The 14014-nt window shown below is 71.0% G+C and carries 12 protein-coding genes; 9 read left to right on the top strand and 3 right to left on the bottom strand.

What is annotated here, in order from left to right; all coding sequences use genetic code 11:
• Positions 1–71: 71 nt before the first annotated feature.
• Complete coding sequence (locus SAM23877_RS07205) at positions 72–1301, bottom strand: DUF349 domain-containing protein (protein ID WP_053128045.1); 1230 nt, start codon at positions 1299–1301, stop codon at positions 72–74.
• A gap of 135 nt (positions 1302–1436) precedes the next feature.
• Positions 1437–2261 (bottom strand): peptidylprolyl isomerase, encoded by an 825-nt coding sequence (locus tag SAM23877_RS07200; RefSeq protein WP_053128043.1) that lies wholly within the window; start codon positions 2259–2261, stop codon positions 1437–1439.
• A 183-nt stretch (positions 2262–2444) separates the two neighbouring features.
• Between SAM23877_RS07200 and SAM23877_RS07195 the strand changes: the two genes are divergently transcribed.
• The 5 genes from SAM23877_RS07195 (at position 2445) to rpsD (ending at position 7653) form a co-directional block, all read left to right on the top strand.
• Positions 2445–3152, top strand: coding sequence for an MBL fold metallo-hydrolase (locus tag SAM23877_RS07195; protein WP_053128041.1), 708 nt, complete (start codon positions 2445–2447; stop codon positions 3150–3152).
• A 13-nt stretch (positions 3153–3165) separates the two neighbouring features.
• On the top strand, positions 3166–4428 hold the full coding sequence (hisS, locus tag SAM23877_RS07190) for a histidine--tRNA ligase (RefSeq protein ID WP_053128039.1): 1263 nt from the start codon (positions 3166–3168) through the stop codon (positions 4426–4428).
• A gap of 195 nt (positions 4429–4623) precedes the next feature.
• Positions 4624–5286 (top strand): vitamin K epoxide reductase family protein, encoded by a 663-nt coding sequence (locus SAM23877_RS07185; RefSeq protein ID WP_162492091.1) that lies wholly within the window; start codon positions 4624–4626, stop codon positions 5284–5286.
• Positions 5287–5386: 100 nt separating this feature from the next.
• Positions 5387–6742 (top strand): replication-associated recombination protein A, encoded by a 1356-nt coding sequence (locus SAM23877_RS07180; protein ID WP_053128035.1) that lies wholly within the window; start codon positions 5387–5389, stop codon positions 6740–6742.
• Between the two features lie 296 nt (positions 6743–7038).
• Positions 7039–7653 (top strand): 30S ribosomal protein S4, encoded by a 615-nt coding sequence (gene rpsD, locus SAM23877_RS07175; protein WP_030185023.1) that lies wholly within the window; start codon positions 7039–7041, stop codon positions 7651–7653.
• 29 nt (positions 7654–7682) lie between these two features.
• Here rpsD and SAM23877_RS07170 read toward each other — a convergent pair whose 3' ends face one another.
• Complete coding sequence (locus SAM23877_RS07170) at positions 7683–9857, bottom strand: ATP-binding protein (RefSeq protein ID WP_053128033.1); 2175 nt, start codon at positions 9855–9857, stop codon at positions 7683–7685.
• Positions 9858–10030: 173 nt separating this feature from the next.
• Between SAM23877_RS07170 and SAM23877_RS07165 the strand changes: the two genes are divergently transcribed.
• The 4 genes from SAM23877_RS07165 to ruvX are packed head-to-tail and all read left to right on the top strand — an operon-like array spanning position 10031 to position 14013.
• The gene (locus tag SAM23877_RS07165; protein ID WP_053128030.1) at positions 10031–10471 is read left to right on the top strand and encodes a DUF948 domain-containing protein; all 441 of its coding nucleotides are present in this window, start codon (positions 10031–10033) and stop codon (positions 10469–10471) included.
• Between the two features lie 7 nt (positions 10472–10478).
• Positions 10479–10850 (top strand): hypothetical protein, encoded by a 372-nt coding sequence (locus tag SAM23877_RS07160; RefSeq protein ID WP_053128028.1) that lies wholly within the window; start codon positions 10479–10481, stop codon positions 10848–10850.
• On the top strand, positions 10850–13522 hold the full coding sequence (gene alaS / locus SAM23877_RS07155; protein ID WP_053128026.1) for an alanine--tRNA ligase: 2673 nt from the start codon (positions 10850–10852) through the stop codon (positions 13520–13522). Before SAM23877_RS07160 ends, alaS begins: the two co-directional genes overlap by 1 nt.
• Entirely contained in the window at positions 13519–14013 is a 495-nt protein-coding gene (gene ruvX, locus SAM23877_RS07150; protein ID WP_053128024.1) for a Holliday junction resolvase RuvX, read from the top strand. Before alaS ends, ruvX begins: the two co-directional genes overlap by 4 nt.
• The last annotated feature ends 1 nt before the right edge of the window (position 14014 follow it).

Genomic DNA, 14014 nt, shown 5'->3' with positions numbered 1-14014 from the left:
ACGCCGGAGACGATACGAAGAACACGAAGGGGCTCCCGTACCTGGTACGGGAGCCCCTTTCGCGCGCGGTGTCAGCCGCCGAACTCGTGCAGCCCCTTCAGGGCCTGGTCCAGCAGCGCCTGCCGGCCCTCCAGCTCACGCTGGAGCTTGTCGGCCCTGGCGTTGTTGCCCTGGGCGCGTGCCTGCTCGATCTGGGAGCGCAGCTTGTCCACGGCGGCCTGGAGCTGACCGGTCAGACCCTCGGCACGCGCGCGCGCCTCCGGGTTCGTCCGGCGCCACTCGCTCTCCTCGGCCTCCTGGAGCGCCCGCTCCACCGCGTGCATCCGGCCCTCGACCTTCGGCCGGGCGTCGCGCGGCACATGGCCGATGGCCTCCCAGCGCTCGTTGACCGAACGGAACGCGGCGCGGGCCGCCTTCAGGTCGGTCACCGGCAGGAGCTTCTCGGCCTCCTCGGCCAGCTCCTCCTTGAGCTTGAGGTTCTCCGTCTGCTCGGCGTCCCGCTCGGCGAAGACCGAGCTGCGGGCCGCGAAGAACACGTCCTGGGCGCCGCGGAAGCGGTTCCACAGGTCGTCCTCGTGCTCGCGCTGGGCGCGGCCCGCGGCCTTCCACTCGGACATCAGGTCGCGGTAGCGCGCGGCCGTCGGCCCCCACTCCGTCGAGTTCGACAGCGCCTCGGCCTCGGCGACCAGCCGTTCCTTGGTCTGCCGGGCGTCCTCGCGCTGCGCGTCCAGCTGCGCGAAGTGCTGCTTGCGGCGCTTGGAGAACGCCGAGCGCGCGTGCGAGAAGCGGTGCCACAGCTCGTCGTCGGACTTGCGGTCCAGCCGCGGCAGGCCCTTCCAGGTGTCCACCAGCGAGCGCAGTCGCTCACCGGCCGCCCGCCACTGGTCGGACCCGGCCAGCTCCTCGGCCTCGGCGACCAGCGCCTCCTTGGCGCCGCGCGCCTCGTCGGACTGCTTCGCCCGCTGGACCTTCCGCTCCTCGCGGCGCTTGTCGACCAGCTCCACGAGTTTGTCCAGCCGGGTGCGCAGGGCGTCCAGGTCACCGACCGCGTGGTGCGCGTCGACCTGTTCCCGCAGGTGGTCGATGGCCGTCTGGGCGTCCTTCGCCGACAGGTCGGTGGTCTTCACGCGCTTCTCGAGGAGGCCGATCTCGACAACCAGGCCTTCGTACTTGCGCTCGAAGTAGGCCAGCGCCTCCTCGGGGGAGCCTGCCTGCCAGGAACCGACGACCTTCTCGCCGTCGGCCGTACGCACGTACACGGTCCCCGTCTCGTCGACGCGGCCCCACGGGTCGCTGCTCACAGCGCCTCCTCCACATGATGCCTGCGGAGGGCTTCGCTACCCCCGGGCATCGTCCACAGTTTCGTCACGGCCAACATAGGCGACCGGCGGGTGGCCTGTCCGCATCCCGCGCGACCGAACTTTCGCTGATGAGGGTCAGGATTTGGCGACGGTCGCCTTGTCGATCACGACCGTCGCGTTGGGTGCTCCGTCGCCCGCTCCCGTGCTCTCGCCGGCGGCGGCGATCTTCTTCAGCACGGTCATGCCCTCGTCCGAGATGGTGCCGAACGGGGTGTAGCTGGGAGGCAACGGACTGTCCTGGTACACGAGGAAGAACTGGCTGCCGCCGGAGCCCGGCTGCCCGGTGTTCGCCATCGCCACCGTGCCCGCCGGATACGTGTTCTTCTTGAGGCTCTTGTCCTTCAGATTCTCGTCCGGGATGGTGTAGCCGGGGCCGCCGTTGCCCTGTCCCGTCGGGTCGCCGCACTGGAGCACGAAGATCCCGTTGGTGGTGAGCCGGTGGCACGGCGTGTGGTCGAAGAAGCCCTTGCCGGCCAGGAAGCTGAACGAGTTGACGGTGTGCGGCGCCGCCGACGTCTTCAGGGCGATGTCTATGTCGCCGCAGGTCGTGGCCAGCTTCATCGTGTACTTCGCCGACTTGTCGATGGTCATCGCAGGTTCCTTCTTCCAGGTCTGCGTCTTGACCTTCCCCTCGGCCGGCTTGTCGCACGGGTCCGGCGCCTTGCTGCTCGCCGAGGCGCTCGGGGTGACCTCCGCGTTCGCGTTCGACTTGGTGTCGTCGTCGTCCAGGACCACCCCGGTCGTGTAGAGCGCGACACTGCCGATCAGAATCACGCCGAGCACGGACGCGATCGCGGCGTTGCGCATGCGCGCCTTGCGTCGAGCGGAGGTACGTCGCTGCTGCTGCCGCAAGAACTTCTCCCGGGCGAGCTGACGCCGCCGCTGCTCCTGGGTGACCACCGGGTTCTCTCCTCATGCGTCTTCGTGTGCCGACCGGTACGCGTGCGTGCGATGAGCCGACCGTGGGCGTGTAGCCCCGTACCGTATATGGGTTCGCTGAGGAATCGGCACCGCCGGTAGGCTCTGACCACGGGCGCGACCTGTTCGCAAGCCCACCCGAACCGACACAAACGAAGGACGATCGTGCTCATTGCCGGGTTCCCCGCCGGGGCCTGGGGGACGAACTGCTATCTCGTCGCCCCCGCCGCCGGTGAGGAGTGCGTGATCATCGACCCGGGCCATCAGGCGGCCCCCGGAGTCGAGGAAGCGATCAGGAAGCATCGGCTCAAGCCCGTCGCCGTCGTCCTCACCCACGGCCACATCGACCACGTGGCCTCGGTCGTCCCGGTCTGCGGCGCGCACGACGTGCCGGCCTGGATCCACCCGGACGACCGCTACATGATGAGCGACCCCGAGAAGGGGATCGGCCGCACCATCGGCATGCCGCTCATGGGCGAGTTGACCGTCGGCGAGCCGGACGACGTCAGGGAACTGGCCGACGGCACGAAGCTCGAACTGGCGGGCCTGGAGCTGACCGTCGCGCACGCGCCGGGCCATACCAAGGGGTCGGTGACCTTCGGTATGCCCGAGGCGGCGGACATCCCGCCGGTCCTCTTCTCGGGCGACCTGCTGTTCGCCGGCTCCATCGGACGCACCGACTTCCCCGGTGGCTCCATGGACGACATGCTCGAGTCCCTGGCCCGCGTGGTCCTCCCGCTCGACGACTCCACCGTGGTGCTGCCCGGGCACAACGACTACACGACCATCGGCCAGGAACGCGCCACCAACCCCTATCTGCGGCAGGTGGCCGCCGGCCAGGGAGCCCCCGGGGCTCCCCGACGAGGAATGTGACGAGAGACCTCCCGTGAGCACCTTCAAGGCCCCCAAGGGCACGTACGACCTTCTGCCGCCGGACTCCGCCAAGTTCCTGGCGGTCCGCGAGGCGATCGCCGCCCCGCTGCGCAACTCCGGCTACGGCTACATCGAGACGCCCGGTTTCGAGAACGTCGAGCTCTTCGCGCGCGGTGTCGGCGAGTCCACCGACATCGTGACCAAGGAGATGTACGTCTTCGAGACCAAGGGCGGCGACCGGCTCGCGCTGCGCCCGGAGACGACGGCCCCCGTGCTGCGCGCGGTCCTGGAGGCCAACCTGCACAAGGCGGGCAACCTGCCGGTGAAGGTCTGGTACTCGGGCTCGCAGTACCGCTACGAGCGCCCCCAGAAGGGCCGTTACCGCCACTTCTCCCAGGTCGGCGCCGAGGCCATCGGGGCCGAGGACCCGGCCCTGGACGCCGAACTGATCATCCTGGCCGACCAGTCGTACCGGGCGCTGGGCCTGCAGAACTTCCGCATCCTGCTCAACTCCCTGGGCGACAAGGAGTGCCGTCCGGTCTACCGGGCCGCGCTCCAGGACTTCCTGCGCGGTCTCGACCTGGACGAGGAGACGCTGCGCCGCGCCGACATCAACCCGCTGCGCGTCCTGGACGACAAGCGCCCCGAGGTGCAGAAGCAGCTCACCGACGCACCGCTGCTCCGCGACTACCTGTGCGACGCCTGCAAGGCGTACCACGAGGAGGTGCGGCAGCTGATCACGGCGGCCGGCGTGGTCTTCGAGGACGACCCGAAGCTGGTGCGCGGCCTGGACTACTACACGCGGACGACCTTCGAGTTCGTCCACGACGGCCTGGGCTCCCAGTCCGCGGTGGGCGGCGGCGGCCGCTACGACGGACTGTCCGAGATGATCGGCGGACCGGCCCTCCCGTCCGTGGGCTGGGCCCTGGGGGTCGACCGCACCGTCCTCGCCCTGGAGGCCGAGGGCATCGAACTGGACATCCCGTCGGTCACCTCCGTCTTCGCCGTCCCGCTCGGCGAGGAGGCCCGCCGGGTGCTCTTCTCGAAGGTCACCGAACTGCGCAAGAACGGCGTGGCCGCCGACTTCTCCTACGGCGGCAAGGGCCTCAAGGCCGCGATGAAGGCGGCCCACCGCTCGGGCGCGCGCTACGCCCTGGTCCTCGGCGAGCGCGATCTCGCCGAGGGGGTCGTCCAGCTCAAGGACATGGAGTCCGGCGAGCAGATCGCGATCGGTGTCAACGAGATCGTCGCGGAGCTGGAGTCGCGGCTCGGCTAGCGTTCCGCGGCCCTGTCGGCCCAGGGGCGCGCGTTCGCTCGCGTGTGCCCCTGGAGAACGCGAATCGGCCGGAACGCAACTCTCCGGGGCGGTCACCGGTGCGTTCTTATGTTCATCGAACAGTGGCCATACAGGGTGGTGCGGCACAATGGCCCTGCCCGAAGCAGGTCCGACTCAAGTGACGGAATCGGCGTGATGAGCAAGACGACAGTGAAGGACGTCTCCACCGTGGCGGAGCCCGCGCCGGAACCCACCGCCGGAGCGTCGCGGGCCGAGGGCGGCAGCCGCGCCCTGGCCCTGCTGCTGGTGATCACGGGCGCGGCCGGAGTGCTCGCCGCCTGGGTCATCACGCTGGACAAGTTCAAGCTGCTCGAGGCGAAGGTCGCGGGCACCACGTTCACGCCCGGGTGCAGCCTCAATCCCGTCGTCTCCTGCGGCAGCGTCATGGAGAGCGACCAGGCCGCCGTCTTCGGGTTCCCGAACCCGGTGCTCGGCCTGGTCACCTACGGCATCGTGGTCTGCGTCGGCATGAGCCTGCTCGCCGGGGCCCGCTTCCCGCGCTGGTACTGGCTCACCTTCAACGCGGGCACGCTCTTCGGCGTCGGCTTCTGCACCTGGCTGCAGTTCCAGTCCCTGTACCGGATCAACGCGCTGTGCCTGTGGTGCTGCCTGGCCTGGGTCGCCACGATCATCATGTTCTGGTACGTGACGTCCTTCAACGTCCGCAAGGGCTTCCTGCCCGCGCCGACCTGGCTCAAGAGCTTCTTCGGCGAGTTCACCTGGGTCCTGCCGGTGCTGCACATCGGCATCATCGGCATGATGATCCTGACCCGCTGGTGGGACTTCTGGACCAGCTGACGGACCGGCCGGGCCGCTCCGCGGAAGCGGCCCACCGGGTTGTCGGTGCGGTGCTGTGCCCTCTGGGGGCGACCCCCAGACCCCCCGGTAGGGTTCAACCGTGGAGCCCGACCTGTTCACCGCCGCAGCAGAAGAACGCCAGGAGAAGGACCCGACCGGCAGTCCCCTCGCCGTGCGGATGCGTCCGCGCACCCTCGACGAGGTCGTCGGCCAGCAGCACCTGCTCAAGCCCGGTTCGCCCCTGCGCCGTCTGGTCGGCGAGGGCGCCTCCGGCCCCGCCGGACCCTCCTCCGTGATCCTCTGGGGCCCGCCGGGCACCGGCAAGACCACCCTCGCCTACGTGGTCTCCAAGGCCACCAACAAGCGCTTCGTGGAACTGTCGGCGATCACCGCGGGCGTCAAGGAGGTCCGCGCGGTCATCGACGGCGCCCGCCGCGCGGTCGGCGGGTACGGCAAGGAGACCGTCCTCTTCCTCGACGAGATCCACCGCTTCAGCAAGGCCCAGCAGGACTCCCTGCTCCCGGCCGTCGAGAACCGCTGGGTCACCCTGATCGCCGCCACCACCGAGAACCCGTACTTCTCGGTGATCTCCCCCCTGCTCTCCCGCTCCCTCCTCCTCACCCTCGAACCCCTCACCGACGACGACGTCAGGGGCCTGCTCCGCCGGGCCCTGGCCGACGAGCGCGGCCTGAAGGAGGCCGTGGGCCTTCCCGAGGACACCGAGGAGCACCTGCTGCGCATCGCGGGCGGCGACGCCCGCCGCGCCCTGACCGCGCTGGAGGCCGCCGCCGGGGCCGCGCTGGACAAGGGCGAGACGGAGATCGCCCTCACCACGCTGGAGGAGACGGTCGACCGGGCCGCGGTGAAGTACGACCGCGACGGCGACCAGCACTACGACGTCGCCAGCGCCCTGATCAAGTCCATCCGCGGCTCCGACGTGGACGCCGCCCTGCACTACCTGGCCCGGATGATCGAGGCGGGCGAGGACCCCCGGTTCATCGCCCGCCGGCTGATGATCTCCGCCAGCGAGGACATCGGCCTCGCCGACCCGAACGCCCTGCCGATCGCCGTCGCCGCCGCCCAGGCCGTCGCGATGATCGGTTTCCCGGAGGCCGCGCTCACCCTGAGCCACGCGACCATCGCCCTGGCCCTCGCCCCCAAGTCCAACGCGGCGACCACCGCCATCGGCGCCGCCCTGGACGACGTGCGCAAGGGTTTCGCCGGTCCGGTGCCGTCGCACCTGCGTGACAGCCACTACAAGGGCGCGGGCAAGCTCGGACACGGGCAGGGGTACGTGTACCCGCACGACCTGCCGGAGGGCATCGCCGCCCAGCAGTACGCGCCGGACGAGCTGAAGGACCGCACCTACTACGCCCCGACCCGGCACGGCGCCGAGGCCAGGTACGCGGACGCGGTCGAGTGGACCCGCGGGCACCTCGGTCGCAAGCGGACCTGAGCACCTGTAGACTCGCTCGGAGTGCCGAGTCCCGTGCAGTCAGAACGGGACAACCGGCCGGAACCCCCAGCGGGTTCCAGGAGCGTCGCGCACCGTCGATAGGTGTCGCGGGCAGCCCACCACCACCCGGAGCTCCGGGAGCGGTCGGTGGGCCACTCGCGTGCTGCACGTATGTGCCCAGACCAGGGGAGCGGCTGCCCGGCAGGCCCCACGCGGGCCCGGCGGGTTTCCCCGGCTGCGGATTGCGACCTCCCTCAACCCTGACAAGCCGGAAAACCAGGAAAGAGACACAGACAGTGGCGAACCAGTCCCGCCCCAAGGTCAAGAAGTCGCGTGCCCTCGGCATCGCGCTGACGCCGAAGGCCGTCAAGTACTTCGAGGCCCGCCCCTACCCGCCGGGTGAGCACGGCCGCGGCCGCAAGCAGAACTCGGACTACAAGGTCCGTCTGCTCGAGAAGCAGCGTCTGCGCGCGCAGTACGACCTCAGCGAGCGCCAGCTCGTCCGCGCCTACGAGCGTGCCTCCAAGACCAACATGAAGACCGGCGAGGCCCTGGTCATCGAGCTCGAGCGCCGCCTCGACGCGCTGGTCCTGCGTTCGGGCATCGCCCGCACGATCTACCAGGCCCGCCAGATGGTCGTCCACGGCCACATCCAGGTCAACGGCCAGAAGGTCGACAAGCCGTCCTTCCGTGTCCGTCCGGACGACGTCGTGCAGGTGCGCGAGCGCTCCAAGGAGAAGACCCTCTTCACGATCGCCCGTGAGGGTGGCTTCGCCCCCGACGGCGAGACCCCGCGCTACCTCCAGGTGAACCTCAAGGCCCTGGCGTTCCGCCTGGACCGCGAGCCGAACCGCAAGGAGATCCCGGTGATCTGCGACGAGCAGCTCGTCGTCGAGTACTACGCCCGCTGATCCCAGCCCCGGCGCAGTACCAGCGGTACTCAGCCCGCCGTCTCCTCGCCCTTCCGGGTGGGTGAGGCGGCGGGCTTCGCCGTACGCGCGCCCGCCCTGGCGCGCCGCCCGGCCCCGCGCGGCACCGGCAGCGGCGTTCCGGGCCGCCGCAGCGCCCGCGACACCGCCTCCCGCCGGCCGAGCCGCGCTCCGTGCCGCACGCACTCCTCGTACCGCTCGTCGCCCAGCTGCTCCCGCGCCGCCGCCTCGCACAGCTCGTGGGGCGCGTTGTAGTGCGCCGAGCCGAACAGCGGCAGCCCCACCGACGGCCACATCCGCCCGGCCGCGCCCTGCAGCACCGCGGCCTCCGCCGCGTCGCCCTGGGCCACCGTGACCAGGGCCAGCAGCTCCACGGCCAGCACCGAGCCCAGCTGATCGCGGAAGCGGTGGGCGCCGCTCAGGCAGTCGGTCAGCAGCTCGCGGGCGCGTTCCGGCCGGCTGTCGCTCCAGGCCGCGTAGGCCAGTACGTACAGGGCGTAGCCGCGGGCCCAGCGCTCGCCGTGGTCCTCGCACACCTGGCGCACGTCCTCGCACAGGCGCACGGCGTCCGGCAGATCGCCCTGGAAGGCCCGCGTCATGGCCAGCTCCACCTGGCCCATCAGCACGTTGCTGTTGAGCTCCCCGATCTCCCGATAGCGCTCGAGCGCGGAGCGCAGCAGCGTTTCCGCACGCTGCATGTCGTCGGTGACCAGGGCCAGGCAGCCGGTGCGGTGCTCCGCGTAGGCCACCGCCGTCGGGTTCGCCGACCGCTCGGCCTCCTCCCGGCACTCCTGCAACGCCGCCAGGGCGGGCACCGTGTCGCCCTGCAGGATCGCGACGTAGCCGAGCACCCACAGCGCCTTCAGCCGGGACTGCTCGCCCGCCGTGTTCTCCGCGTCCAGCCGCACCGCCTGCTCCAGCCAGCGCCGGCCCTCCGACAGCCGTCCGCAGCCCACCCAGTGGAACCAGAGGGCACCCGCCAGGTACTGGCCCAGGTGCGCCTCGTCCGGCTCGGTCAGGCAGTGCTCCAGGGCACTGCGCAGGTTCGGCAGTTCCGCGTCCACCCGCACGGCGACCTCCCGCTGGCGCGGCGAGAACCACTCCAGCTCGCACCAGGTCGCCAGGCCCACGTACCAGTCCCGGTGCCGCCTGCGCAGCCGCGTCGCGTCACCCGTCGCCTCCAGCCAGTCGGCGCCGTACGCCCGCACCGTGTCGAGCATCCGGTAGCGCACCCCGGCCACGGTCTCCTCGCGGGTCAGCACGGACTGCGCGAGCAGCGCGGAGAGCACGTCCAGGACCTCGTCGGCGGCCAGGCCCTCGCCGCTGCACACGTACTCGGCCGCCTCCAGGTCGAACGGCCCGGCGAACACCGACAGCCGGGCCCACAGCAGGCGCTCCTGCGGCGTGCACAGCTCGTGGCTCCAGCCGATCGCCGTGCGCAGCGTCCGGTGCCGGGGCAGCGCGGTGCGGTCCCCGCCGGTGAGCAGGCGGAACCGGTCGTCCAGCCGTCGCAGCACCTGCCCGGGCGACAACGCGCCCAGCCGCCCCGCCGCCAGCTCGATGGCCAGCGGAATGCCGTCCAGGCGCCGGCACAGCTCGCGTACCTCCCCATCGCCCTCCAGCGCGTCCTGACCGCAGGGCAGGTGCCGCTGCCCGGCCCGGACCGTCAGCAGCTCCACGGCCTCCTCCGGGCGCAGCGGCGCCAGCGGTATCAGCCGCTCCCCGGCCACGCCCAGCGGCCTGCGGCCCACCGCCAGGACCCTGAGCGCCGGGGCGCGGCCCAGCAGGTCCGCCGTCAGCGCGGCGCAGGCGTCCACCAGATGCTCGACCCCGTCCAGGACCAGCAGCAGGTCCCGCTCGGCGAGGTGCGCGACCAGCGTCTCGCGCGGCAGCCGGGTCGTGTGGTCGGTCAGTCCGAGCGCCTCGACGACGGCGTAGTCGACGAACTCCTCGTCGCGCACCGGAGCCAGATCCACCCGCCACACCCCGTCCCGGGGCGCGCACCGCGAGGCCGCTCTCGCCGCCAGGCGCGACTTCCCGACCCCGCCGGTCCCGGTCACGGTCACCAGCCGGCCGGAGTCCAGCGCACCGGCCAGTTCGGCGAGTTCCGCCGCTCTCCCCACGAAGGCGTCGAGTTCCAGCGGCAGGTTGCCGAGCGGGACGCCGTCGCGTCGATGGTCTCGCATGGAACACAGAGCGTACTGAACCGTATTCACTCCGTACAATCGCTTCACGCGACTCCGCCGTACGCCCCCCGGCGCGGGCGGTAATCCGGTACGGAGCTCCGCGCCCGGCGCGATAGGCTCGGTGCACGACTTTTCCCGATGTTCAGGCACGACTTCCAGGGAGCGGGTGCACAGTGTCCGGTGGCGAGGTGGCCGGAATCCTGGTGGCCGTCTTCTGGGCGATCCTGGTCTCCTTCCTCGCCGTGGCACTCGCGAGGCTGGCCCAGACGCTCAGGGCGACCACCAAGCTGGTGGCGGACGTCACCGACCAGGCCGTCCCCCTGCTGGCCGACGCCTCGTCCGCGGTGCGCTCCGCGCAGACCCAGATCGACCGGGTCGACGCGATCGCCTCGGACGTCCAGGAGGTCACGTCGAACGCCTCCGCGCTCTCCACCACCGTGGCCTCCACCTTCGGCGGCCCCCTGGTCAAGGTCGCCGCGTTCGGCTACGGCGTTCGCCGGGCACTCGGCGGTCGCAAGGAGGGCCCCGCGGGCCCGGCCAAGGAGCCGCGGCGCACCGTGATCGTCGGCCGTACGATCCCGGCCGCGCGGCGGACGAAGCGGAAGAAGGACTGATCCAGCGATGTTCCGCCGTACGTTCTGGTTCGGCACCGGCGTCGCCGCCGGTGTGTGGGCCACCACCAAGGTCAACCGGAAGCTCAAGCAGCTGACCCCCGAGAGCCTCGCCGCGACCGCGGCGAACAAGGCACTCGACGCGGGCACCCGGCTCAAGGACCGCGCGGTGGGGTTCGCACTCGACGTCCGCGAGAACATGGCCCAGCGGGAGGCCGAACTGGACGACGCGCTGGGGCTGAACGCCCCCGTCGACGGTGAACTCCCCGCGTCCCGGCGCCGCGCCGCCATCGAGAACCGCACGATCGAGAACCGCAGCAACCCGAAGTCCGTCGTCGACGTCAGGACGACGCACTCGTACAACCGGAATGAGGACCACTGATGGAGTCGGCCGAGATTCGTCGCCGCTGGTTGAGCTTCTTCGAGGAGCGCGGGCACACCGTCGTCCCTTCGGCGTCGCTCATCGCGGACGACCCGACTCTGCTCCTGGTCCCGGCCGGCATGGTGCCCTTCAAGCCCTACTTCCTCGGTGAGGTCAAGCCGCCCTTCGACCGCGCCACCAGCGTGCAGAAGTGCGTGCGCACGCCCGACATCGAAGAGGTCGGCAAGACCACGCGCCACGGCACGTTCTTCCAGATGTGCGGCAACTTCTCCTTCGGCGACTACTTCAAGGAAGGCGCCATCAAGTACGCCTGGGAGCTGCTCACCAGCGCCCAGGACAAGGGCGGTTACGGCCTCGACCCCGAGCGCCTGTGGATCACCGTCTACCAGGACGACGACGAGGCCGAGCGCATCTGGCACGACGTCGTCGGTGTCCCCTCCGAGCGCATCCAGCGCCTCGGCAAGAAGGACAACTACTGGTCCATGGGCGTCCCCGGCCCCTGCGGTCCCTGCTCCGAGATCAACTACGACCGCGGCCCCGAGTTCGGCGCCGAGGGCGGCCCCGCCGTCAACGACGAGCGGTACGTGGAGATCTGGAACCTCGTCTTCATGCAGTACGAGCGGGGCGAGGGCATCGGCAAGGAGGACTTCGAGATCCTCGGGGACCTGCCGAGCCAGAACATCGACACGGGCCTCGGCCTGGAGCGGCTCGCCATGATTCTGCAGGGCGTGCAGAACATGTACGAGATCGACACGTCCATGGCGGTCATCAGGAAGGCCACCGACCTCACCGGCGTGGCCTACGGCGACGCCCACGCCTCGGACGTCTCCCTGCGCGTGGTCACCGACCACATGCGCACCTCCGTGATGCTCATCGGCGACGGCGTCACCCCCGGCAACGAGGGCCGCGGCTACGTGCTGCGCCGCATCATGCGCCGCGCCATCCGCAACATGCGCCTGCTCGGCGCCACCGGTCCGGTCGTCAAGGACCTGATCGACGTCGTGATCGAGATGATGGGGCAGCAGTACCCGGAACTGATCACCGACCGCGAGCGGATCGAGAAGGTCGCCCTCGCCGAGGAGAACGCCTTCCTCAAGACGCTGAAGGCCGGCACCAACATCCTCGACACCGCGGTCAGCGACACCAAGGCCGCCGGCGGCAGCGTCCTCGCCGGCGACAAGGCCTTCCTGCTCCACGACACCTGGGGCTTCCCGATCGACCTCACCCTGGAGATGGCCGCCGAGCAGGGCCTGTCCGTGGACGAGGACGGGTTCCGTCGCCTGATGAAGGAGCAGCGGGAGCGCGCCAAGGCCGACGCCCAGGCCAAGAAGACCGGCCACGCCGGCGTCGGCGCCTACCGCGAGATCGCCGACCAGGCCGGTGCCACCGACTTCATCGGCTACACCGACACCGAGAGCGAGTCCACGATCGTCGGCATCCTCGTCGACGGCGCCTCCTCCCCGGCGGCCACCGAGGGCGACGAGGTGGAGATCGTCCTCGACCGCACCCCGTTCTACGCCGAGGGCGGCGGCCAGATCGGCGACACCGGCCGGATCAAGGTCGACACCGGCGCCGTCATCGAGGTCCGCGACTGCCAGAAGCCCGTCCCGGGCGTGTACGTCCACAAGGGCGTCGTCCAGGTCGGTGAGATCACCGTCGGCGCCAAGGCCCACGCCTCCATCGACGGCCGCCGCCGCACGGCCATCGCCCGCGCCCACTCGGCCACCCACCTCACCCACCAGGCGCTGCGCGACGCCCTCGGCCCGACGGCCGCCCAGGCCGGTTCCGAGAACCAGCCCGGCCGCTTCCGCTTCGACTTCGGTTCGCCCTCCGCCGTGCCCACGGCCGTGATGACCGACGTCGAGCAGAAGATCAACGAGGTGCTCGCCCGGGACCTGGACGTGCGGGCCGACGTCATGGGCATCGACGAGGCCAAGAAGCAGGGCGCCATCGCCGAGTTCGGCGAGAAGTACGGCGAGCGCGTGCGCGTCGTGACCATCGGCGACTTCTCCAAGGAGCTGTGCGGCGGCACCCACGTGCACAACACCGCCCAGCTCGGCCTGGTGAAGTTGCTCGGCGAGTCCTCGATCGGCTCCGGCGTGCGCCGCATCGAGGCCCTGGTCGGCGTGGACGCCTACAACTTCCTCGCCCGTGAGCACACGGTCGTCGCCCAGCTCCAGGAGCTGATCAAGGGCCGCCCGGAGGAGCTCCCGGAGAAGGTCTCCGCCATGCTCGGCAAGCTGAAGGACGCCGAGAAGGAGATCGAGAAGTTCCGCGCGGAGAAGGTCCTCCAGGCCGCCGCCGGTCTCGCCGAGTCCGCCAAGGACGTACGCGGGGTCGCCCTGGTGACCGGCCAGGTCCCGGACGGCACCACCGCCGACGACCTGCGCAAGCTGGTCCTCGACGTGCGCGGACGCATCCAGGGCGGCCGGGCCGCGGTCGTGGCCCTGTTCACGACGGTCAACGGCAAGCCGCTGACGGTCATCGCCACCAACGAGGCCGCCCGCGAGCGCGGTCTCAAGGCCGGCGACCTGGTCCGCACCGCCGCCAAGACGCTCGGCGGCGGCGGTGGCGGCAAGCCGGACGTCGCCCAGGGCGGCGGCCAGAACCCGGCCGCCGTCGGTGACGCCGTCGACGCCGTCGAGCGCCTCGTGGCGGACACCGCCAAGTGAGCGCCGACCAGCAGGACACCCCGGCGCTGCGCCGGGGCCGCCGCCTCGCCGTCGACGTGGGGGACGCCCGTATCGGGGTCGCTTCGTGCGACCCCGACGGGATCCTCGCGACCCCGGTGGAGACCGTCCCCGGCCGCGACGTCCCGGCGGCGCACCGCCGCCTGAGGCAGCTGGTCGAGGAGTACGAGGCGATCGAGGTCGTCGTCGGGCTCCCTCGCTCCCTCAAGGGGGGCGAGGGCCCGGCCGCGGTCAAGGTCAGGGCCTTCGCGCAGGAGCTGGCCCGTGGCATCGCACCCGTCCCGGTGCGACTCGTCGACGAGCGGATGACGACGGTGACGGCCGGTCAGGGGCTGCGCGCCTCGGGTGTGAAGTCCAAGAAGGGCCGGTCCGTGATCGACCAGGCCGCCGCTGTGATCATCCTCCAGCAGGCACTGGAATCCGAACGGGTGTCAGGCAGAGCACCCGGCGAGGGCGTCGAAGTGGTCATCTGAT

It is taken from the genome of Streptomyces ambofaciens ATCC 23877 (assembly GCF_001267885.1).
Taxonomy (GTDB): domain Bacteria; phylum Actinomycetota; class Actinomycetes; order Streptomycetales; family Streptomycetaceae; genus Streptomyces; species Streptomyces ambofaciens.
This window is presented reverse-complemented; position numbering and strand designations above follow the sequence as displayed.

Bases quoted from the DNA above. Each gene is read 5' to 3' on its own strand.
- SAM23877_RS07170 (WP_053128033.1), bottom strand. From the start codon at position 9,857: ATGCGAGACCATCGACGCGACGGCGTCCCGCTCGGCAACCTGCCGCTG.
- SAM23877_RS07160 (WP_053128028.1), top strand. From the start codon at position 10,479: ATGTTCCGCCGTACGTTCTGGTTCGGCACCGGCGTCGCCGCCGGTGTG.
- alaS (WP_053128026.1), top strand. From the start codon at position 10,850: ATGGAGTCGGCCGAGATTCGTCGCCGCTGGTTGAGCTTCTTCGAGGAG.
- SAM23877_RS07185 (WP_162492091.1), top strand. From the start codon at position 4,624: ATGAGCAAGACGACAGTGAAGGACGTCTCCACCGTGGCGGAGCCCGCG.